This window comes from Streptomyces sp. NPDC004284 (assembly GCF_042874035.1).
In the GTDB taxonomy this organism is placed as follows: Bacteria; Actinomycetota; Actinomycetes; order Streptomycetales; family Streptomycetaceae; genus Streptomyces.
Map to the genome: position 1 here is coordinate 52,516 of NZ_JBIAMJ010000003.1, position 20,764 is coordinate 73,279.

At 72.8% G+C, this 20,764-nt stretch carries 15 protein-coding genes and 2 pseudogenes; 16 read left to right on the forward strand and 1 reads right to left on the reverse strand.

Annotated features, from left to right (window positions below; translation table 11 throughout):
- Window positions 1-80 precede the first annotated feature (80 nt).
- The 5 genes from ACFYUS_RS09855 to ACFYUS_RS09875 all read left to right on the forward strand — a co-directional run bounded on the left by ACFYUS_RS09855 (window position 81) and on the right by ACFYUS_RS09875 (window position 7,539).
- Window positions 81-1,436 carry a nitrate/nitrite transporter gene (locus ACFYUS_RS09855; RefSeq protein WP_388847888.1) on the forward strand — a complete coding sequence of 452 codons (1,356 nt, stop codon included), beginning with the start codon at window positions 81-83 and terminating at the stop codon, window positions 1,434-1,436.
- A 96-nt stretch (window positions 1,437-1,532) separates the two neighbouring features.
- A complete protein-coding gene (locus tag ACFYUS_RS09860) occupies window positions 1,533-2,681 on the forward strand; it encodes a uroporphyrinogen-III synthase (protein WP_388847891.1) in 1,149 nt (382 codons plus the stop codon).
- A 96-nt stretch (window positions 2,682-2,777) separates the two neighbouring features.
- Entirely contained in the window at window positions 2,778-5,105 is a 2,328-nt protein-coding gene (locus tag ACFYUS_RS09865; RefSeq protein WP_388847894.1) for a HelD family protein, read from the forward strand.
- 409 nt (window positions 5,106-5,514) lie between these two features.
- Window positions 5,515-6,945 carry an NAD-dependent malic enzyme gene (locus ACFYUS_RS09870; RefSeq protein WP_388847897.1) on the forward strand — a complete coding sequence of 477 codons (1,431 nt, stop codon included), beginning with the start codon at window positions 5,515-5,517 and terminating at the stop codon, window positions 6,943-6,945.
- 312 nt (window positions 6,946-7,257) lie between these two features.
- Complete coding sequence (locus tag ACFYUS_RS09875; RefSeq protein WP_015033921.1) at window positions 7,258-7,539, forward strand: HU family DNA-binding protein; 282 nt, start codon at window positions 7,258-7,260, stop codon at window positions 7,537-7,539.
- 302 nt (window positions 7,540-7,841) lie between these two features.
- On the opposite strand, the gene murA is transcribed toward ACFYUS_RS09875, so the two are convergent.
- The gene (gene murA / locus ACFYUS_RS09880; protein ID WP_388847900.1) at window positions 7,842-9,182 is read right to left on the reverse strand and encodes a UDP-N-acetylglucosamine 1-carboxyvinyltransferase; all 1,341 of its coding nucleotides are present in this window, start codon (window positions 9,180-9,182) and stop codon (window positions 7,842-7,844) included.
- Window positions 9,183-9,460: 278 nt separating this feature from the next.
- On the opposite strand from murA, the gene ACFYUS_RS09885 reads away from it, so the two are divergent.
- The 11 genes and pseudogenes from ACFYUS_RS09885 (at window position 9,461) to ACFYUS_RS09935 (ending at window position 20,702) form a co-directional block, all read left to right on the forward strand.
- The gene (locus ACFYUS_RS09885) at window positions 9,461-10,021 is read left to right on the forward strand and encodes a YqgE/AlgH family protein (RefSeq protein ID WP_369144515.1); all 561 of its coding nucleotides are present in this window, start codon (window positions 9,461-9,463) and stop codon (window positions 10,019-10,021) included.
- Window positions 10,022-10,051: 30 nt separating this feature from the next.
- The gene (locus ACFYUS_RS09890; protein WP_015033918.1) at window positions 10,052-10,339 is read left to right on the forward strand and encodes a DUF3039 domain-containing protein; all 288 of its coding nucleotides are present in this window, start codon (window positions 10,052-10,054) and stop codon (window positions 10,337-10,339) included.
- A 233-nt stretch (window positions 10,340-10,572) separates the two neighbouring features.
- Window positions 10,573-10,869, forward strand: coding sequence for a hypothetical protein (locus tag ACFYUS_RS09895; protein ID WP_388849198.1), 297 nt, complete (start codon window positions 10,573-10,575; stop codon window positions 10,867-10,869).
- Window positions 10,870-10,871: 2 nt separating this feature from the next.
- Window positions 10,872-10,991: pseudogene (locus ACFYUS_RS09900) on the forward strand (RNA-guided endonuclease TnpB family protein); the annotation flags it as partial.
- 336 nt (window positions 10,992-11,327) lie between these two features.
- A pseudogene (locus ACFYUS_RS09905) lies at window positions 11,328-12,058 on the forward strand (carbohydrate ABC transporter permease).
- A gap of 4 nt (window positions 12,059-12,062) precedes the next feature.
- Window positions 12,063-13,697, forward strand: coding sequence for a beta-N-acetylhexosaminidase (locus ACFYUS_RS09910; protein WP_388847904.1), 1,635 nt, complete (start codon window positions 12,063-12,065; stop codon window positions 13,695-13,697).
- Between the two features lie 225 nt (window positions 13,698-13,922).
- Entirely contained in the window at window positions 13,923-14,798 is an 876-nt protein-coding gene (locus ACFYUS_RS09915) for an FAD binding domain-containing protein (RefSeq protein ID WP_388847907.1), read from the forward strand.
- On the forward strand, window positions 14,795-16,204 hold the full coding sequence (locus ACFYUS_RS09920; RefSeq protein WP_388847910.1) for a (2Fe-2S)-binding protein: 1,410 nt from the start codon (window positions 14,795-14,797) through the stop codon (window positions 16,202-16,204). The genes ACFYUS_RS09915 and ACFYUS_RS09920 overlap by 4 nt, the downstream gene beginning before the upstream one ends.
- Window positions 16,201-18,522, forward strand: coding sequence for a xanthine dehydrogenase family protein molybdopterin-binding subunit (locus ACFYUS_RS09925; protein ID WP_388847913.1), 2,322 nt, complete (start codon window positions 16,201-16,203; stop codon window positions 18,520-18,522). The genes ACFYUS_RS09920 and ACFYUS_RS09925 overlap by 4 nt, the downstream gene beginning before the upstream one ends.
- 120 nt (window positions 18,523-18,642) lie before the next feature.
- On the forward strand, window positions 18,643-19,122 hold the full coding sequence (locus ACFYUS_RS09930; protein ID WP_388847916.1) for a hypothetical protein: 480 nt from the start codon (window positions 18,643-18,645) through the stop codon (window positions 19,120-19,122).
- A gap of 44 nt (window positions 19,123-19,166) precedes the next feature.
- Complete coding sequence (locus ACFYUS_RS09935) at window positions 19,167-20,702, forward strand: WXG100 family type VII secretion target (protein WP_388847918.1); 1,536 nt, start codon at window positions 19,167-19,169, stop codon at window positions 20,700-20,702.
- Window positions 20,703-20,764 lie beyond the last annotated feature (62 nt).

The following is a 20,764-nucleotide window of genomic DNA, read 5'->3' on the forward strand; positions in this document are numbered from 1 at the left end:
CGTCACCTCACGGCACCGGCCTGAAACGCGCCCTTCCTAGCGTCGGTCGCATCAGGGATCCGACTCCGTGGAGGTGCGAGATGGGTGGCCGCTGGATCGAACGCTGGGAACCGGAGGACGAGACCTTCTGGCGCGAGAGGGGGGAACGGATCGCCCGGCGGAACCTCGCCTTCTCCGTGCTCTCCGAGCACATCGGCTTCTCCGTCTGGAGCCTGTGGTCCGTCATGGTCCTCTTCATGGGCCCCCAGTACGGGGTCGACCCCGCCGGCAAGTTCTTCCTGATCGCCACCGCCACCCTCACCGGCGCGCTGATCCGCGTCCCGTACACCTTCGCCGTCGCCCGCTTCGGCGGCCGCAACTGGACGGTCCTCAGCGCCCTGCTGCTCCTGGCGCCCACCGGCCTCGCCTTCGCGGTGATGGAGCCCGGCACCTCGTACACCACCTTCGTCCTCGTCGCCGCGCTCACCGGCGTCGGCGGCGGCAACTTCGCCTCCTCCATGACCAACATCAACGCCTTCTTCCCGCTCCGGAAGAAGGGCTGGGCGCTCGGCCTCAACGCGGGCGGCGGCAACATCGGCGTCCCCGTCGTCCAGCTCGTCGGCCTCCTCGTCATCGGCACCGCCGGCGCGACGCACCCGAGGATCGTGCTCGGCGTCTACCTGCCCCTGATCGTCGTCGCCGCCGTCTGCGCCGCGCTCTTCATGGACAACCTCGCCCCCGTGAAGAACGACACCGGGGCCGCGAAGGAGGCCGTACGGGCCCGGCACACCTGGATCATGGCCTTCCTGTACATCGGCACCTTCGGCTCCTTCATCGGCTACAGCTTCGCCTTCGGCCTCGTCCTCCAGACCCAGTTCGGCCGCACCCCGCTCCAGGCCGCCTCGCTCACCTTCATCGGCCCGCTCCTCGGCTCCCTCGTCCGGCCCGTCGGCGGCACCCTCGCCGACCGGCACGGCGGCGCCCGCATCACCCTGTGGACCTTCGCCGCGATGGCCGCCGCGACCGGCGTGGTCGTCTACGCCTCCGCCATCGCGTCCCTCGCCGTCTTCCTCGTCGGCTTCATCGGCCTCTTCGTCCTGACGGGGCTCGGCAACGGCTCCACGTACAAGATGATCCCGGCGATCTTCCTCGCCCAGGGACACCGCGAGGGCCTCGCGGGCGAGGCCGCCGAAGCCTACGGACGGCGGCTCTCCGGGGCCTCCATGGGCCTCATCGGCGCCGTCGGCGCGCTCGGCGGCCTCGGCATCAACCTCGCCTTCCGCCAGTCCTTCCAGACCGCCGGCACCGGCACCGCCGCCTTCGTCGCCTTCCTCGCCTTCTACGCGGCCTGCATGGCCGTCACCTGGGCGGTATACCTTCGGCGCCCGGCCGCCGTCCCCGAGACCGCGGCGGCGGTCACCGAGCGGGAGCCCCGGCCCGCCGCCGCGCGGGTGTGACCCCCCGTGCCCTCCCCGAGGCCCGGCGCGGACCGTAACGACCAGGAAATACGGACGAACCCGGACCGTCACGCGTCCCCGTCAGGCTCGGGCCCCATGGACGAGCCCCTGGACGAGCAAGAACACGGCCCCCTCGCCGGCTTCACCGTCGGCGTCACCGCGGCACGGCGCGCCGACGAGCTGAACGCGCTGCTGCGCCGGCGCGGCGGGGCCGTCGTCCACGGCCCCGCCCTGCGGATCGTGCCCCTCGCCGACGACACCGAACTCCTCGCCGCCACCAAGGAACTCATCGGCCACGCCCCGGACGTCGTCGTCGCCACCACGGCGATCGGCTTCCGGGGCTGGATCGAGGCCGCGGAGGGATGGGGGTACGGGGAGGAGCTCCTCGACGTGCTGCGCCGCGTCGAGCTCCTCGCCCGGGGCCCGAAGGTCAAGGGAGCCGTACGGGCCGCCGGGCTCACCGAATCCTGGTCGCCCTCCTCGGAGTCCATGGCCGAGGTCCTCGACCGGCTCCTCGCGGAGGGCGTGGCGGGGCGCCGCATCGCGCTCCAGCTGCACGGGGAGCCCCTGCCCGGCTTCGTGGAGGCCCTGACGGCGGGCGGCGCGGAGGTCGTCGGCGTCCCCGTCTACCGCTGGATGCCGCCCGAGGACCTCGGGCCCCTCGACCGGCTCCTCGACGCGGTCCTCGCGCGCGGGCTCGACGCGGTGACCTTCACCAGCGCGCCGGCCGCGGCCTCCCTCCTCTCCCGGGCGGGGGAGCGGGGCGTACGGGACGGACTCGTCGCCGCGCTCCGGCACGACGTGCTCGCGGTGTGCGTGGGGCCCGTGACGGCGCTGCCGCTCCAGGCGGAGGGCATCGACACGTACCAGCCGGAGCGCTTCCGGCTCGGCCCGCTCGTCCAGCTCCTCTGCAAGGAACTGCCCGCCCGCTCGCGGGTCCTGCCCGTCGCCGGCCACCGCGTCGAGGTCCGCGGCCACGCCGTCCTCGTCGACGGCTCCCTCCGGCCCGTCCCGCCCGCGGGGATGGCCCTCCTCGGCCTCCTCGCCCGCCGCCCCGGCTGGGTCGTCTCCCGCGCCGACCTCCTCCGCGCCCTCCCCGGCGCGGGCCGCGACGAACACGCCGTCGAAACCGCGATGGCCCGCCTCCGCACCTCCCTCGGCACCCCGAAGCTGATCCAGACGGTGGTGAAGCGGGGCTACCGGCTGGCGGTGGATCCACGGGCGGAGCAGAAGTACGACGACTGAGCCCGCCGCCCCTCGTACGGGCCCCGCGCCTGACACGGTGCCCCCTCGTGGCGTACGCTCGACGGCTGCCCAGTGCACGTGAGAAGGGGGCCTTAGGTGGCCGCGCAGGAAGCCGTGGACACGGTCAGAGACCGTGAGATCGGTGTCGAGCAGGAACATCTGGACCAGGTCTACCGCCGGCTGGAGGAGAAGATCCACGAGGCGGAGTTCCTGATGAACGACGCCGCCCAGCGGGGCCAGGTCGGCACGCCCGGCGCCCTCGCCGAGCGGGACGCCCAGGTCTTCCGGGCCGGCATCCACCTCAACCGGCTCAACAACGAGTTCGAGGACTTCCTCTTCGGCCGGATCGACCTGCTGTACGGCAAGGACGGGAAGAAGGGCCCCGACGGGGCCTACACGTCCGTCGAGCCCGCCGAGGACGCCGTACGTCCCGACAACACCGCCGACATCGGCGAGACCCTGCACATCGGGCGGATCGGCGTGCTCGACTCCGACTACGCCCCGCTCGTCATCGACTGGCGCGCGCCCGCCGCCGCGCCCTTCTACCGGTCCACCCCCGTCGACCCGGGCCGCGTCGTGCGCCGCCGTGTCATCCGCTCCAAGGGCCGCAAGGTCCTCGGCGTGGAGGACGACCTCATGCGCCCCGAGCTGCGCGCCACCCTCGACGGGCGCGAGCTGCCCGTGATCGGCGACGGCGCCCTGATGGCCGCCCTCGGACAGGCCCGCAGCCACACCATGCGGGACATCGTCTCCAGCATCCAGGCCGAGCAGGACCTGGTCATCCGGGCGCCCGCCGCCTCCGTGACCTACGTCGAGGGCGGGCCGGGGACCGGCAAGACCGCCGTCGCGCTGCACCGGGCCGCCTACCTGCTCTACCAGGACCGGCGGCGCTACGCGGGCGGCATCCTGATCGTCTCCCCGACCCCGCTCCTCGTCTCGTACACCGAGGGCGTCCTGCCCTCCCTCGGCGAGGAGGGCCAGGTCGCGATCCGCGCCGTCGGCTCGCTCGTCGACGGCGCCGAGGCCACCGCCTACGACGAGCCGGCCGTCGCCCGCGTCAAGGGCTCCTCCCGCATGGTCCACGTGCTGCGGAAGGCCGCCCGGGGCGCCCTGGAGACCCCCGCCCCCAAGGCCCGGCCCGAGCTGGGGGAGGAGGAGCCCGTCTCCACCGGGACCCCCACCCGGCTCCGTGTCGTCGCCTTCGGGCGGCGCCTCGAGCTGGAGGCCGACGAGCTGCGCCGCATCCGGCACAACGTCCTCGGCGGCACCGCCCCCGTCAACCTGCTCCGGCCCCGTGCCCGCCGGCTCCTCCTCGACGCGCTGTACGCCAAGTCCGGCGCCGCCGGCCGGCACAGCGACCCCGAGCTCGCCGCCGAGCTGCGGTCCTCCTTCGACGAGGACGTCTCGACCGAGGACTCCTTCCTGTCCTTCCTCGACGCCTGGTGGCCCGAACTCACCCCCCGTCAGGTCCTCGACGCCATGGCCGACGAGCGGCGGCTCGGCCGCTGGGCCCGCCGGATCCTCAACCCGGGCGAGGTGCGGCGGCTCGCGCGCTCGCTGCGCCGCCGGGAGCTGTCCGTCCACGACGTGGCCCTCCTCGACGAGCTGAACACCCTGCTCGGCGCCCCGGCCCGGCCCAAGCGGAAGCGGGAGTACGACCCGCTGGACCAGCTCACGGGCCTGGAGGAGCTCATGCCCGTACGGGAGGAGAGCCAGCGGGAGCGGGCCGAGCGGCTCGCGGCGGAGCGCACCGAGTACGCGCACGTGATCGTCGACGAGGCCCAGGACCTGACGCCCATGCAGTGGCGGATGGTCGGGCGGCGCGGCCGGCACGCCACCTGGACGGTCGTCGGCGACCCGGCGCAGTCCTCCTGGTCGGACCCGGACGAGGCCGCCGAGGCCCGCGACGAGGCCCTCGGCACCCGGCCGCGGCGCCGCTTCGAGCTCACCGTGAACTACCGGAACCCGGCGGAGATCGCCGAGCTGGCCGCCAAGGTCCTGGCCCTCGCCATGCCGGGCAAGGAGTCGCCGCGCGCGGTCCGCTCGACGGGCGTCGAGCCCCGCTTCGTCCCCGTGGCGGAGAAGGCGGAGCTGGCCGAAACCGTACGTTTGGAAGCGGAACGGCTGCTCCACGAGGTGGACGGAACCGTCGGTGTCGTCGTCGCCATGAACCGGCGGGAGGAGGCCGCGGGCTGGCTCGCCGGGCTCGGCGACCGGGTGGTGGCCCTCGGGTCCCTGGAGGCGAAGGGCCTTGAGTACGACGCCACCGTCGTCGTGTCCCCGGCCGAGATCGCGGACGAGTCCCCGGCCGGCCTGCGGGTGCTCTACGTGGCCCTGACCCGGTCCACGCAGGCCCTCACGGTGCTCGCGGGCGACCGGGACATGCCGGACGAGGCGGGGGTCCCGGACCTGCTGCGGGACTGAGCCGGGCGGGTCCGCGGGGCCGGTCCGGCCCCGCACGGGCGCCGATTTCAGGTCAACCTGTGGCGCTGGAATCACCAGGCAGGGTGGTTTGTTAGCCTTGTCGTGGCACCGGCTCGATCCAAGCCCCCGGGCCCAACCTTCGTCCCTCAGAGGGACCACTTGCCGCGAGGCGAGCATGGCGGGTCGGTGCCACTTAGACGTACATACGAAGAAGAGGCCCTTGTCACCTCCGGTGACAAGGGCCTCTTCTGTTTCTCCAGCGCTTCTCGTATGGTGGAAACTACTTTCCGAAAACGAAATGACCGCATTACCTGCTACCGGCGGGTAGGTGCGACGATCGGAGGGCGCCGCCGGGCGACCAGCCGGGCCGGCGTAGCAGCGAAGCTAGGGAAAGCAGAGGAACTCGGCCATGGCAACGGCGCCCAGCGTCTCGTACTCGATGACGGTCCGGCTGGAGGTTCCCGCGAGCGGAACCGCGGTCTCCCAGCTCACCACGGCGGTGGAGTCCCACGGCGGATCCGTCACCGGCCTCGACGTGACCGCCTCCGGCCACGAGAAGCTCCGCATCGACGTCACCATCGCCGCGACCTCCACGGCGCACGCCGACGAGATCGTCCAGCAGCTGAAGACCATCGAGGGCGTCGTCCTCGGCAAGGTCTCCGACCGCACGTTCCTGATGCACCTCGGCGGCAAGATCGAGATGGCGTCGAAGCACCCCATCCGCAACCGTGACGACCTCTCCATGATCTACACCCCGGGCGTCGCCCGCGTGTGCATGGCGATCGCCGAGAACCCCGAGGACGCCCGCCGCCTCACCATCAAGCGCAACACCGTCGCGGTCGTCACCGACGGCTCCGCCGTCCTCGGCCTCGGCAACATCGGCCCGATGGCCGCGATGCCGGTCATGGAGGGCAAGGCGGCCCTGTTCAAGCGCTTCGCCGACATCGACGCCTGGCCGCTCTGCCTGGACACCCAGGACACCGACGAGATCGTCGCGATCGTCAAGGCGATCGCCCCCGGCTTCGCGGGCATCAACCTGGAGGACATCTCCGCGCCCCGCTGCTTCGAGATCGAGGCCCGGCTGCGCGAGGCCCTCGACATCCCCGTCTTCCACGACGACCAGCACGGCACCGCCATCGTCGTCCTCGCCGCCCTCACCAACGCGCTGCGCGTGGTCGGCAAGGGCATCGGCGACGTACGGGTCGTCATGTCCGGTGCCGGCGCGGCCGGTACGGCCATCCTCAAGCTGCTGATCGCGGCGGGTGTGAAGCACGCCGTCGTCGCCGACATCCACGGCGTCGTGCACGCGGGCCGCGAGGACCTGGTGGACGCCGCGCCCGGCACGCCGCTGCGCTGGATCGCCGACAACACCAACCCCGAGGGCGTCACCGGCACCCTCAAGCAGGCCGTCGTGGGCGCGGACGTGTTCATCGGCGTCTCGGCCCCGAACCTGCTCGGCGCGGAGGACGTCGCCGCCATGGCGGAGGGCGCCATCGTGTTCGCGCTCGCGAACCCCGACCCGGAGGTCGACCCGGCCGCCGCCCGGCAGACCGCCGCCGTCGTCGCCACCGGCCGCTCGGACTTCCCGAACCAGATCAACAACGTGCTGGTCTTCCCGGGCGTCTTCCGCGGTCTGCTCGACGCCCAGTCCCGTACCGTCAACACGGAGATGATGCTGGCGGCGGCCTCCGCCCTCGCCGACGTGGTCACCGAGGACGAGCTCAACCCGAACTACATCATCCCCTCGGTCTTCAACGACAAGGTCGCGGGCGCGGTCGCAGGAGCCGTCCGGAACGCGGCGAAGGCCGCGGGTGCCGGGACGGCGCCGAGCGGTCGCTGACGGCGCGTCGCGATTCGCGGAGCCGTAAACCCGCCTTTAGGGTGGCTTTTCGGCTCCGTGCTGTTTCCACGGCGTCGACAGAACGTCACCACCACGGGGTTCGGGCGCTTTTCGTGTGACCCGCGGGGGTGCCGGATTGGCGTTCCCGCCGCTGGTGGGGGCAGGATGCGTGTTTGGGCGCGAGGGTCTGTCATGTGACCCGGGTCCGGGGACTGTCCGAGGGCCCTGGCAGCATCGGCTTCGCTGTACCCAATCGCGCGGCTTCCGCCGCGTGGCACGCCTCACAGGCAAGAAAGACACGGGAGTAACAACATGAACCGCAGTGAGCTGGTGGCCGCCCTGGCCGACCGCGCCGAGGTGACCCGCAAGGACGCCGACGCCGTGCTGGCCGCTCTCGCCGAGACCGTCGGTGAGGTCGTCGCCAAGGGCGACGAGAAGGTCACCATCCCCGGCTTCCTGACCTTCGAGCGCACCCACCGTGCCGCTCGCACCGCTCGTAACCCGCAGACCGGCGACCCGATCGACATCCCGGCCGGCTACAGCGTGAAGGTCTCCGCGGGCTCGAAGCTCAAGGAAGCCGCCAAGGGCAAGTAAGGCTGCCTAGAGGCGCAGAAAGGGCGGCCACCCTGTCAGGGGGTGGCCGCCCTTTCGTATGCGCCTCACGGGGCCTTGTACGGCGTCCGCGCGGACCGTACGGCGTCCGCGCGGGCCCCGTACACACGCGCGTACGGGCCCGTACGGACGCTTACGCGCACGTACGGGCCCGTGTGACGCTCCTACACCAGCGCGCTGCCCGGGAGCTCGACCTTCGCGCCCAGCTCGACGAGCTTCTCCATGCTGTGCCTGCCCGGGGGGCGACCCCCGGACCCCCGGCGAGGGGGCGCGGGGGTGCCGGGTCAGACCAGCGCGCTGCCCGGGAGCTCGACCTTCGCGCCCAGCTCGACGAGCTTCTCCATGAAGTTCTCGTAGCCGCGGTTGATCAGGTCGATGCCGTGGACGCGGCTCGTGCCCTGGGCCGCGAGCGCGGCGATCAGGTACGAGAAGCCGCCGCGGAGGTCGGGGATGACCAGGTCGGCGCCCTGGAGCTTGGTCGGGCCGGAGACGACCGCCGAGTGCAGGAAGTTCCGCTGGCCGAAGCGGCAGTCGGAGCCGCCCAGGCACTCGCGGTAGAGCTGGATGTGCGCGCCCATCTGGTTCAGCGCGGAGGTGAAGCCGAGCCGGGACTCGTAGACCGTCTCGTGGACGATGGAGAGGCCGGAGGCCTGCGTCAGGGCCACGACCAGCGGCTGCTGCCAGTCCGTCTGGAAGCCGGGGTGCACGTCGGTCTCCAGGTGGATCGCGTTCAGCGAGCCGCCCGGGTGCCAGAAGCGGATGCCCTCGTCGTCGATCTCGAAGGCGCCGCCGACCTTCCGGTACGTGTTGAGGAAGGTCATCATCGAGCGCTGCTGGGCGCCGCGCACGTAGATGTTGCCGCCGGTGGCCAGCGCCGCCGAGGCCCAGGAGGCCGCCTCCAGGCGGTCCGGGATCGCCCGGTGGGTGTAGCCGTCGAGGCGGTCGACACCGGTGATCCGGATGGTCCGGTCGGTGTCCATGGAGATGATCGCGCCCATCTTCTGCAGGACGCAGATCAGGTCCTCGATCTCGGGCTCCACGGCCGCGTTCGACAGCTCGGTGACGCCCTCCGCGAGGACGGCCGTGAGCAGCACCTGCTCGGTCGAGCCGACCGAGGGGTACGGGAGGCGGATCTTGCAACCGCGAAGACGCTGCGGGGCCTCCAGGTACTGGCCGTCCGCCCGCTTCTCGATGGTCGCGCCGAACTGGCGGAGCACGTCGAAGTGGAAGTCGATGGGCCGGCCGCCGATGTCGCAGCCGCCCAGGCCCGGGATGAAGGCGTGGCCGAGGCGGTGCAGCAGCGGGCCGCAGAAGAGGATCGGGATGCGCGACGAGCCGGCGTGGGCATCGATGTCGGCCACGTTCGCGGACTCGACGTGCGTCGGGTCGAGGACGAGCTCGCCGGGCTCCTCGCCCGGGCGGACCGTCACTCCGTGCAGCTGGAGCAGCCCGCGGACGACGCGGACGTCACGGATGTCTGGCACGTTGCGCAGGCGGCTGGGGCCGCTGCCGAGCAGGGCGGCGACCATCGCCTTGGGCACGAGGTTCTTCGCGCCGCGAACGCGGATCTCGCCCTCCAGCGGGGTGCCGCCGTGGACAAGCAGGACATCGTCTGTGCCGGTCATGAATCTCGCGTTCCGAAAGTGGGTCCGACGGGTGGCCAGAGAAAAGGGTAAGGGTCCATGAGACCCCGATCGGGTGCCTCGGGGGGCCTGTCAGATGTAATGAATTCGGCACAACACCCTCTGCTTCCGTGATCTTGCGGAGCGTCACCGTCCACTTGTGTCCGCGACGCGCTCCGGCGCCGCGGGTCCGGCCCTCCTGAGCTGCGGCGGTCACCGGCTTGCCCGAATCCCGCCCGACGACCCCCCGTGAAGGCCGAAGATGCGGGATCATGTGTCGCATGACCGAGGTGTCCTCGCTCACAGGACGGCTGCTCGTGGCCACCCCCGCGCTGGCGGACCCGAATTTCGACCGCGCGGTGGTCCTGCTGCTCGACCACGACGACGAGGGCTCGCTCGGCGTGGTCCTCAACCGGCCCACGCCCGTGACCGTCGGCGACATCCTCGCCCCCTGGGCGGCCCTCGCCGGCGAACCGGGCGTCGTCTTCCAGGGCGGCCCCGTCTCGCTCGACGCGGCCCTCGGCGTCGCCGTGATCCCCGGCGACGAGGGCCCCCTCGGCTGGCGGCGGGTGTACGGGGCGATCGGCCTGGTCGACCTGGAGACCCCGCCCGAGCTGCTCGGACCCGCGCTCGGCTCGCTCCGGATCTTCGCGGGGTACGCGGGCTGGGGGCCCGGCCAGCTGGAGTCCGAGCTCGGCGACGGCGCCTGGTACGTGGTCGAGTCGGAGCCCGGCGACGTCTCCTCGCCGCGCCCCGAGACGCTCTGGCGGCAGGTGCTGAGACGGCAGCGCGGCGAACTCGCGATGATCGCGACGTACCCCGACGACCCGTCCCTCAACTGAGGGCCACGGCTTTCAGTACCCTTGGCGGTTATGAGCACTCTCGAGCCCGAGCGCGGGGCAGGTACGGGAACCCTCGTCGAGCCGACGCCGCAGGTGTCCCACGGTGACGGCGACCACGAGCGCTACGCCCACTACGTCCAGAAGGACAAGATCATGGCGAGCGCCCTCGACGGCACGCCCGTCGTGGCGCTGTGCGGAAAGGTCTGGGTACCGGGGCGCGACCCCAAGAAGTACCCGGTCTGTCCGATGTGCAAGGAGATCTACGACTCCATGGGCGCGGGCGGCGGCGACAAGGACAAGGGCGGCAAGGACAAGTAGTCCTGCTGTCCTGACGTCGGGGCAGTCCCTTCGCGGCCCCCGCCGCGCGTACTCCGGTACGTGCGGCGGGGGCCGTTTCGCGTTGCACGGGCTGCTTTCGCGGGTCACGGATCGGCCGATGTGGTCGAGACCTCTTGTCGGCCCGCTCGGGACGCGCCTAACCTCACGCGTGTTGTGCAGCACGAAACGTTCATTGCGCATGCTGCAACGCGCGCATGCGGAGGGGGCCCGTCATGAAGTCCGTCATGAGGCTGCCCGCCCGACTCGCCACCCCGGCCGCCGCCGACGAGAAGAGCGGGACCTCGCGCGTCCGGCTCTTCCAGGAGGTGGGCGACCGGCCCGAGGAGCAGGTCGTCCGGCAGGCCGTCGCCGCCGGCAAGGTCGACGGCGCCCCGCTCTTCGTCGGGGCCTACGGCTACGGCATGGTCCCGCCGTCCGGGCCGGGTGCGGTGAACTCGCCGTGGCAAAGGGCGCGTCGTGCACATCCACCACATCCGCCATCGGCGGCGAGGCATGGGCCCGCACGGTGACCATGCTGGAGTACAAGGCCGCCGACCGCGGTGGCATCGTGGTCAAGGTCCCCGCCCCCAACCCCTCAAGGTGCTGCTCCGCCTGTGGCCGCATCACCTCCGGCAACCGGGAGACCCGGGCCGGCTTCGTGTGCGGGAACCCCGGCCGCGGGTCCGAGGCCAACGCGGACACCGACGCGGGACGCGACATCGATCGCGCCGCCGGGCGGGCGGTGTCAGGACGTGGAGACCTCGGGGGCGCCCGGTCTGCGAAGCGTCAACCGCCCGTCATGACAAGGGACCCCGCCCACTCCCGACGGCGGAGGACGTCAACAGAAGGCCCACGCCTCGTCCCGGTACGGCCTGGGGCCGGCGATCGGCGTCGTCACGCCGCTGATCCTGCCGGCCGTGACGCTGGTCCACCTGCGCCTGCCGCGACGCCAGGGAGAGGAACCGTGACCGCCCCCCGCGCATTCCGCATGCGTCGCCCCGCGCGCCTCGCCGCCGAGGCCGTCACCCTCCTCGTCGCGGCCGCCGTCGCCTTCCCGCTGTGCTGGATGGTCCTCTCGGCCCTCGAACCGGCCGGCGAGATCCAGTCCACGAACCCCGGGCCGTGGACGCTCTCCCCGTCCCTCGACGCCTTCCGGCGCGTCTTCGAACAGCAGGAGTTCGGCCGGTACTTCGTCAACTCGCTGATCGTCGCGGGCCCGGTCGTCCTCGCCTCGGCCCTCATCGCCTTCCTCGCGGCGATGGCCGTCACCCGGTTCCGCTTCCGGTTCGGGACGACGCTGCTCGTCATGTTCCTGATCGCCCAGATGGTGCCGGTCGAGGCGCTCACCGTCCCGCTGTTCCTCCTCGTGCGCGACCTCGGCTCGCTGGTCCTGCCGCACCTCGCCCTCTCGCCGCCGTTCGCGATCCGGATGCCGCGCGGCTTCGCCAAGGCCGTCCCCGAGGCCCCGGAGGAACAGGCCCGCGTCGACGGCGCGAGCCGCGCCCGCTCCCTCCGGCGGATCCTCTTCCCGCCGGTCCTCCCCGGCCTCGTCGCGGCCAGCGCCTTCTCGTCCCTCCCGACCTGGAAGGACTTCCTCTTCGTGAAGTCCTTCCTCATCAGCGGCACCTCGCAGTCGACCCTCCCGAGGCACCGCTCGTCTTCCTCGTACTCGTACAGCGCCGCCTGGTCCCCGGACCGGGCGGGGCGGTGAAGGACTGATCCGATGACCCCTCCCGATTCCACGGACCTGATCCCCGTACCCCTCTCCGTCGAGCGGGGGAGCGGCGGGCGCTTCCCGCTCGACGAGCGGACGACGATCGACGCCGGCCCCGGCACCGAGTCCACCGCCCGCTGGCTGCGGGCCGCGCTCGGCTCCGCCACCGGACTGCCGTTCGCCGACGGCGCCGGGCCGCGCGCGATCCGGCTGCGGATCGGCGAGGAGGCGGCGCGCGGCCCGGAGGGCTACCGGTTGGAGGTCGACGACACCGCCGTCCTCATCGAGGGCGGCGGCCCCGCCGGGGTGTTCTGGGGCGCCCAGACCCTCCGCCAGCTCCTCGGCCCCGACGCGTACCGCAAGGCGCCCGTACGGAGCGACGGGCGCTGGGAGCTCCCGTGCACGACGATCGAGGACGCCCCCCGCTTCGGCTGGCGCGGCCTCCTCCTCGACGTCTCCCGGCACTTCACGCCCAAGGACGACGTCCTGCGCCTGCTCGACCTCCTCGCCGCCCACAAGCTCAACGTCTTCCACTTCCACCTCACCGACGACCAGGGCTGGCGCATCGAGATCGAGCGCCACCCGAAGCTCACCGGGATCGGCGCCTGGCGGGCCCGCACCAAGTGGGGGCACCGGGCCTCGCCGCTCTGGACCGAGACCCCGCACGGCGGCTTCTACACCCAGGACGACATCCGCGAGATCGTCGCGTACGCCGCCGAGCGGCACATCACCGTCGTCCCCGAGATCGACCTCCCCGGCCACGCGCAGGCCGCCATCGCCGCCCACCCCGAGCTCGGCAACACCGACGTCGTCGACACCGCCGCCCTCACCGTCTGGGACACCTGGGGCGTCAACCCCCACGTCCTCGCCCCGACCGAGGCCGTCCTGCGCTTCTACGAAGGCGTCTTCGAGGAGGTCCTCGACCTCTTCCCGTCCACCTTCGTCCACGTCGGCGGCGACGAGTGCCCCAAGGACCAGTGGAAGGCCTCCCCGGCCGCCCAGGCCCGCATCGAGGAGCTGGGCGTCGGCGACGAGGACGGACTCCAGTCCTGGTTCATCCGCCACTTCGACCGCTGGCTCGCCGCCCGCGGCCGCCGCCTCATCGGCTGGGACGAGATCCTGGAGGGCGGCCTCGCCGACGGGGCGGCCGTGTCGTCCTGGCGGGGGTACGCGGGCGGGATCGCCGCCGCCGAGGCCGGCCACGACGTCGTCATGTGCCCCGAACAGCACGTGTACCTCGACCACCGCCAGGCACCCGGCGAGGACGAGCCGATGCCCATCGGATACGTCCGCACCCTGGAGGACGTCTACCGCTTCGAGCCCGTCCCGCCGGGCCTCTCGCCGGAAGCCGCCGCCCACATCCTGGGAACCCAGGCGAACGTCTGGACCGAGGTGATGGAGAACCGCTCCCGCGTCGACTACCAGGTCTTCCCGCGCCTCGCCGCCTTCGCCGAGGTCGCCTGGTCCGCGCTGCCCGCGCCCGAGGAGCGCGATCACGCCGGCTTCGAGCGCCGCATGCACACCCACTACCGGCGCCTGGACGCCCTCGGCGTCGACTACCGGCCGCCCACCGGACCCCGCCCCTGGCAGCAGCGGCCCGGGGTCCTCGGGAGGCCCCTGGAGGGCACGCCCCCGAACGTGTGAGGGACCCGACGTCACCCGGTCACCCAAGAGTGGTGAAACGGAAGTTACCGTCACAGCAAGGGCGTCCCGGACGGAACAGTCCTTCGCGGACCCTCGCGCCGGACTCCTCGGAAGATGTGCCAGAGTTGCCACGTCCGGCCTGTGAGCACGTACGGTACGCCCACACGCAGGCGCGACGGCCGGGCACAGTCGGGGACCACCGGGACACCGGGAAGGGGCAGCGGGTTGACCACGCACGCACCACAGACGGCGCAGTCCGTGACGCTGCCCGCCTCGCTCGACGAGGCCGTCGCGGCGCTCACCGCCATGCCGGCCGCCGTGCCCGTCGCCGGCGGCACCGACCTCATGGCCGCCGTCAACAAAGGCCAGCTCCGCCCCGCCGGACTCGTCGGCCTGAGCCGCATCAACGAGATCCGCGGCTGGCAGTACCAGGACGGCCACGCCCTCCTCGGTGCCGGCCTCACGCACGCGCGCATGGGCCGCCCCGACTTCGCCGCCCTCATCCCGGCCCTCGCCGCCGCCAGCCGCGCGGCCGGGCCGCCCCAGATCCGCAACGCGGGCACCCTCGGCGGCAACATCGTCACCGCCGCGCCCACCGGCGACTCGCTGCCCGTCCTCGCCGCCCTGGAGGCCGACCTCGTCGTCCTCGGCCCGCTCGGCAGCCGCGAGATCCCCGTCTCCCACCTCCTCGCCGGCCGCGACCTGCTCGCCCCCGGCGAGCTCGTCGGCTTCGTCCGCGTCCCGCTGCTCCACGCCCCCCAGGTCTTCCTCAAGGCCACCGGGCGCACCGGCCCGGCCCGCGCCACCGCCTCCGTCGCCGTCGTCCTCGACCCGGCCCGGCGCGGCGTGCGCTGCGCGGTCGGCGCCGTCGCGCCCATGCCGCTGCGCCCGCTGGAGGCGGAGCGCTGGATCGCCTCGCTGGTGGACTGGGACAACGACCGGGGGCTCGCCCCGGAGGCGCTCGCGGCCTTCGGCGAGTACGTCGCCGCCGCCTGCATCCCGGACCCGCCGGGCGACGAACAGCTGCCGCCTGCCGTACTGCACCTGAGGCGCACGGTCGCCACACTCGCCCGACGGGCACTGGGGAGGGCACTCGCGTGAGCGACGAGCACAAGGATCAGCAGACGGGCGGCTGGGAGCCGCTCCCGCAGAGCGAGGGCTACGACGGCGACGCGACCGCCTTCGTCCAGCTGCCGCCCGACTTCATGCTGGACGGCATCCCCCTGGAGGCGCCCGGTCACGGCTACGTACCGCCGATGATCACCCCGCTCCAGCCGCTCGCCCCGCCCGTGGCGACCGACCCGGCGGCGACGGGCACCTGGTCGGTGCACGTCCCGACGGAGGCGCAGCAGACGCAGTACTTCGAGGGGTACGAGGGGGGCGAGCACTTCCAGCCGCCGGCGTACGTCGAGAACGCGGTCGAGCACATCGAGCACATCGAGACCTCGGTCGAGCACGCCGAGCAGCACGTCGAGCACGTCGAGCACGTCGAGCACGTCGAGCACCTCGACTACGCCGAACCGGACCCGCAGGCGACGGCCGAGTGGCGCTTCGAGGAGGCCCTGGCGCCCGCTCCCGCCGATCCGGGGGCCACGGGCCAGTGGCAGATCCCGGACGTGGCCGCCCCCGTGGACCCGGCGGCCGCCGAGCCCGTCGCGCCCGCTTCGTACGCGGAGGCCCCGGCGACGCTGCCGGGCGGCGCGCCGGCGCCGTGGGCGCTGCCGGAGGAGCCCGTGGGGCCGGTGGCGGAGGCCGTGGAGGCCGTGGAGGAGGCGCCGGAGGCCGCGGCGGAGCCCGTACAGGAGCCTGTGCAGGAGGTCGCTCCGGAGGCCGCGCCGGCCGATGAGGCCGCACAGCCCTCCGCACCGGACGCACCGGACGTGCCGGCCGAGGAGCCCCCCGCGCCCGCCCCGCTGTTGGTCGAGGCGTCCACGGACAGCGACGAGCACCCCCACACCTCGTACACCCTGCGGGTCAACGGGACCGACCGGCCCGTGACCGGCTCCTGGATCGGGGAGTCGCTGCTCTACGTGCTGCGCGAGCGCCTCGGCCTCGCCGGGGCCAAGGACGGCTGCTCGCAGGGCGAGTGCGGCGCGTGCAACGTGCAGGTCGACGGCCGGCTCGTCGCCTCCTGCCTGGTGCCCGCGGCGACCGCCGCCGGGAGCGAGGTGCGGACGGTCGAGGGCCTCGCGGTCGACGGCGAACCCTCGGACGTGCAGCGGGCGATGGCCAAGTGCGGCACCGTCCAGTGCGGCTTCTGCATCCCCGGCATGTGCATGACCGTGCACGACCTCCTGGAGGGCAACCACGCCCCCACGGAGCTGGAGACCCGCCAGGCCCTCGCCGGCAACCTCTGCCGCTGCTCCGGCTACCGGGGCGTGCTCGACGCCGTACGGGACGTCGTCGCCGAGCGCGAGGCCGCCGCCACGGCCGCCGCGCCCGAGGCCGGCGACGAGATCCGTGTTCCGCACCAGATTCCCCACCCGCACGACGGAGGCATGGCGTGAGCAGCGACGCGACCACGGCCGTTCCCACGGCTCTGGACGCCACCGGGAACATCGGCCAGGAGCCGGCCGCGCACGGCCTCGGCACCTCGCTCCCGCAGGCCGAGGCGCGGGCGAAGACCGAGGGCACGTTCCCGTACGCCTCCGACCTGTGGGCCGAGGGCCTGCTCTGGGCCGCGATCCTGCGCTCGCCGCACCCGCACGCCCGGATCGTGTCGATCGACACGAGCGCGGCGGTCGCCATGCCGGGCGTACGGGCCGTGGTGACGGCCGCCGACGTGCCGGGCGCGGCGACGTACGGGCGCCGGGTCGCCGACCGGCCCGTCTTCGCCTCCGACCTGGTCCGACACCACGGCGAGGCCCTCGCGGCCGTCGCCGCCGACCACCCGGACACGGCCCGGCTCGCCGCGGCGGCGATCGGCGTCGAGTACGAGCTGCTCGAGCCGGTGACGGACCCGGAGAAGGCGTTCGCGGCCGAGGCCCTGCACCCCGACGGGAACCTGATCCGGCACATCCCGCTGCGCTTCGGGGACCCGGAGGCGACGGGCGAGGTCGTCGTCGAGGGCCTGTACCGGATCGGCCGCCAGGACCCGGCGCCGATCGGCGCCGAGGCGGGTCTCGCCGTGCCGCGCCCCGACGGGGGCGTCGAGCTCTACACGGCCTCCACCGACCCGCACACCGACCGCGACCTGGCCGCGGCCTGCTTCGGCCTGCCGCCCGAGCAGGTCAAGCTGGTCGTGACGGGCGTCCCGGGCGCCACCGGCGACCGCGAGGACCCGGGCTTCCAGATCCCCCTGGGCCTGCTCGCCCTCCGCACCGGCTGCCCGGTCAAGCTCACCGCCACCCGCGAGGAGTCCTTCCTCGGCCACGCCCACCGGCACCCCACCCTGCTGCGCTACCGCCACCACGCGGACGCGGAGGGGCGGTTGGTGAAGGTGGAGGCGCAGATCCTCCTCGACGCGGGCGCGTACGCGGACTCGTCGAGCGAGTCCCTGGCCGCGGCCGTCGCGTTCGCCTGCGGCCCGTACGTGGTCCCGCACGCCTTCGTGGAAGGCTGGGCCGTCCGCACCAACAACCCCCCCTCCGGTCACGTCCGGGGCGAGGGCGCGATGCAGGTGTGCGCGGCGTACGAGGCGCAGATGGACAAGCTGGCCGCGAAGCTGGGCGTGGACCCGGCCGAGCTGCGCATGCGGAACGTCATGGCGACCGGCGACATCCTGCCCACGGGCCAGACGGTCACCTGCCCGGCCCCGGTGGCCGAACTCCTCGCGGCCGTACGGGACTTCCCCCTCCCCTCCCTGCCCAAGGACACCCCGGAGGACGACTGGCTCCTCCCCGGCGGCCCCGAGGGCGCGGGCGAACCCGGCGCGGTGCGGCGGGGCGTGGGCTACGCGCTCGGCATGGTGCACATGCTGGGCGCGGAGGGCACGGACGAGGTCTCGACGGCGACCGTCCGCGTGATGGACGGCGTGGCCACGGTCATCTGCTCGGCCGTGGACACCGGTTCGGGCTTCTCCACCCTCGCCCGCCAGATCGTCCAGGAGACCCTCGGCATCGACGAGGTCCACGTGGCCCCCGTCGACACCGACCAGCCCCCGGCGGGCCCCGCCGCCCACGGCCGCCACACCTGGGTCTCGGGCGGCGCGGTGGAGCGCGCGGCGAAGATGGTCCGCACCCAACTCCTCCAGCCGCTGGCCCACAAGTTCGGCATGTCGACCGAGCTCCTCCAGATCACGGACGGCAAGATCACCTCGTACGACGGCGTCCTCTCCACCACCGTCACCGAGGCCATGGACGGCAAGGAACTCTGGGCCACCGCCCAGTGCCGCCCCCACCCGACGGAGCCCCTGGACGATTCGGGCCAAGGCGACGCGTTCGTGGGTCTGGCGTTCTGCGCGATCCGCGCCGTCGTGGACGTCGACATCGAACTCGGCGCCGTCCGCGTCGTGGAGATGGCCGTCGCCCAGGACGTCGGCCGCATCCTCAACCCCGCCCAACTCGCCGCCCGCATCGAAGCCGGCGTCACCCAGGGCATCGGCGCCGCCCTCACCGAGAACCTCCGCACCACCCGCGGCCTCGTCCGCCACCCCGACTTCACCGGCTACGCACTCCCGACATCACTGGACGCCCCGGACATTCGCATCGTGAAACTCGTCGAAGAACGCGACGTCGTCGCCCCCTTCGGCGCCAAGGCCGCGAGCGCCATCCCCGTCGTCACCTCACCCGCCGCAGTGGCCTCAGCCGTACGCGCGGCGACGGGCCGCCCGGTCAACCGCCTCCCGATCCGCCCTCAAGCGGCCGTCGCCGTGCCCAATTCGTAATCATGTGATGTCGGTTGCTTGTGCAACCGAGAGGTGCGGACTGTCGTCGTTCCTGACTACAGTGGACTTCTTGACTTGTGCCGTGCGCGGCACGGTGGTTCACGGGGGAGGGACACGGGCATGCGAGCTGAGTTGGACGGGGCCAGCTACGGGATGCACGGCATGAGCGCGGCGGCCGTGCGCTACAACACCGAGTCGATGACGCAGTTCAAGAAGCGGATCGACGGCCTGATCGACACGCTCACCGCCTCCGAGGCCGGCAAGGGCAAGGTGGAGTCGGACCCCGTGACGCGCAATCAGTTCGGTGGGGGCGGCGCGGCCTGGGCCGAGGCGGGCGGCGTGCACGACTCGTACAACTCCGTCATCAAGCAGCTGAAGGACCTCTCCAGCCTGCTGCAGGACTGCCTGGAGGGTCTCGGCATCGCGGTCGTCGCGTCCAAGGACGGCTTCGAGCAGATGGACGAGGACACCAAGCGGAAGATGATCAACATTCATCAACGCACCGAGGACGCCAAGACGAAGGCGGACAGGGACGCGGGCCGCACCGCTCCGGAGACCGGGACCGGCCAGACGGCCGGGGGCGACGACTCCCTCCAGTAGGCGGGCGCGGACGGAATGTCGGGGACACGGGGAAGAGGCGAAGGATGAGGCTCGAAGAGGGCGGCGGCGGCCGGAGCGGCGGAACGAACTTCCACGCGAAGGCGATGAGTCACCAGAAGATGCTGGACTGGCTGGACGAAGCCGAGACGTACCCGGTCAGCAACGCGGCGGATCGCCTGAAGGCGGCAGCCAAGGAGCTGGAGAGCATCGCCGACCAGCTGAAGGACCGGACGGGTCGGGTCGACTGGAAGGGCCAGGCAGAGCAGGCGTTCACGGAGTGGGCCGCGGATGTGGTGAGCTCGACGTACGCACTCAGTACGTACAGCACCAAGGCCGCCACGGAGATGGAAACCACCTCCCAGGCCATCGCCAGCGCGAAGAGCGCCATTCCCCGCTACACCTCCCACGAGGCGGCCAAGGCCAGCCTGGAAGCCGCGATCAAGTACCACAACGATCCCGACTCGGCGACCATCGCGCGCGACGCCAAGAAGTCGGTGACGGCCAGCCAGGACCTCAAGGCCATCGAGGCCCAGGAGGAGGCGAACAGGCTGGCCGCGGCGGACGAGATGAAGAAGCTCTCCGACACGTACTACTGGTCGGGCCAGAACATGACGGCTCTGGTGCCGCCGACGTTTCCGCCGCCGCCGGGTGACTTCGTGCCGGCGGACAGTGGCGTCCGCAGAGGGGAGAAGTCCTCGTACAGCGTCCCCTCGTCCCAGGGCGAGAGGTACTCCGCGGACACGGGGACGAGCACGGGGACGCACACCACGCGCTCGCAGCCGGACACCCGGACCACGCCTGACACGCAGATCGTGCTGCCGACCCAGGACACGACCGGGCCGACGCATGTCAGCCGTCCCGAGGTCCGGCCCGACGTGCCCGTGGACCTCGGCATCGACAGCGTGGACACCCTGCCGCACCCGACCACGACCGGCCCGACGACCCAGACCCCGGGCGGCCCGCCGCCGATCACCAAGCCGGACGTCGGTACGCCCCCGTTCGTGACGACCGGCATGCCTCCCGTGCCTCCGCTGTCCGTGAAGGGCGGTCCGGGCCCCCTCGGCCCCACCTCGCCCCTCACCGGCGGCACCGGCACCCCCCGCGGCCCGCAGACCGGCGGCCTCCGCACCACGCCCGGCATGCCCCGCGAAGGCATCAGCGGTGGCCGTCAGGTCCCCAGCACCACGGGCCGGCCGCAGACCGGCATCCCGCGCAGCACCGTCATCGGCAACGAGACCACCGGACAGAACCGGACCGGCATGGGCCGCGGCATGGGGGGCGGCATGGGCGGCGCCCACGGCACGGGCGGCCCCATGGGCGGCGCGGCCGGCCGGAACGGCATCACCGGCGGCCGGCGTCTCGCCGGGGAGACCGGCGGCGTCGTCGGCGGCAGGGCGCAGCGCGCCGGTGCCGCGGGCGGCGGGAAGCCCTTCACGGCCGGCGGCTCGGGCCTCGTACGCGGAAACGCCGCGAAGCCCGGAGAGCGCGAGGAGCAGAACGGAGAGCGTCCCGACTACCTCGTCGAGGACGAGGAGACCTGGCAGCAGGGCCGCCGCGTGGCGCCGCCCGTCATCGACTGATCAGCGCGAGGAAGCAGATGCGTACCAGCAGTATTCGTCGGAGCCGTGCCCGAGTCACCGCC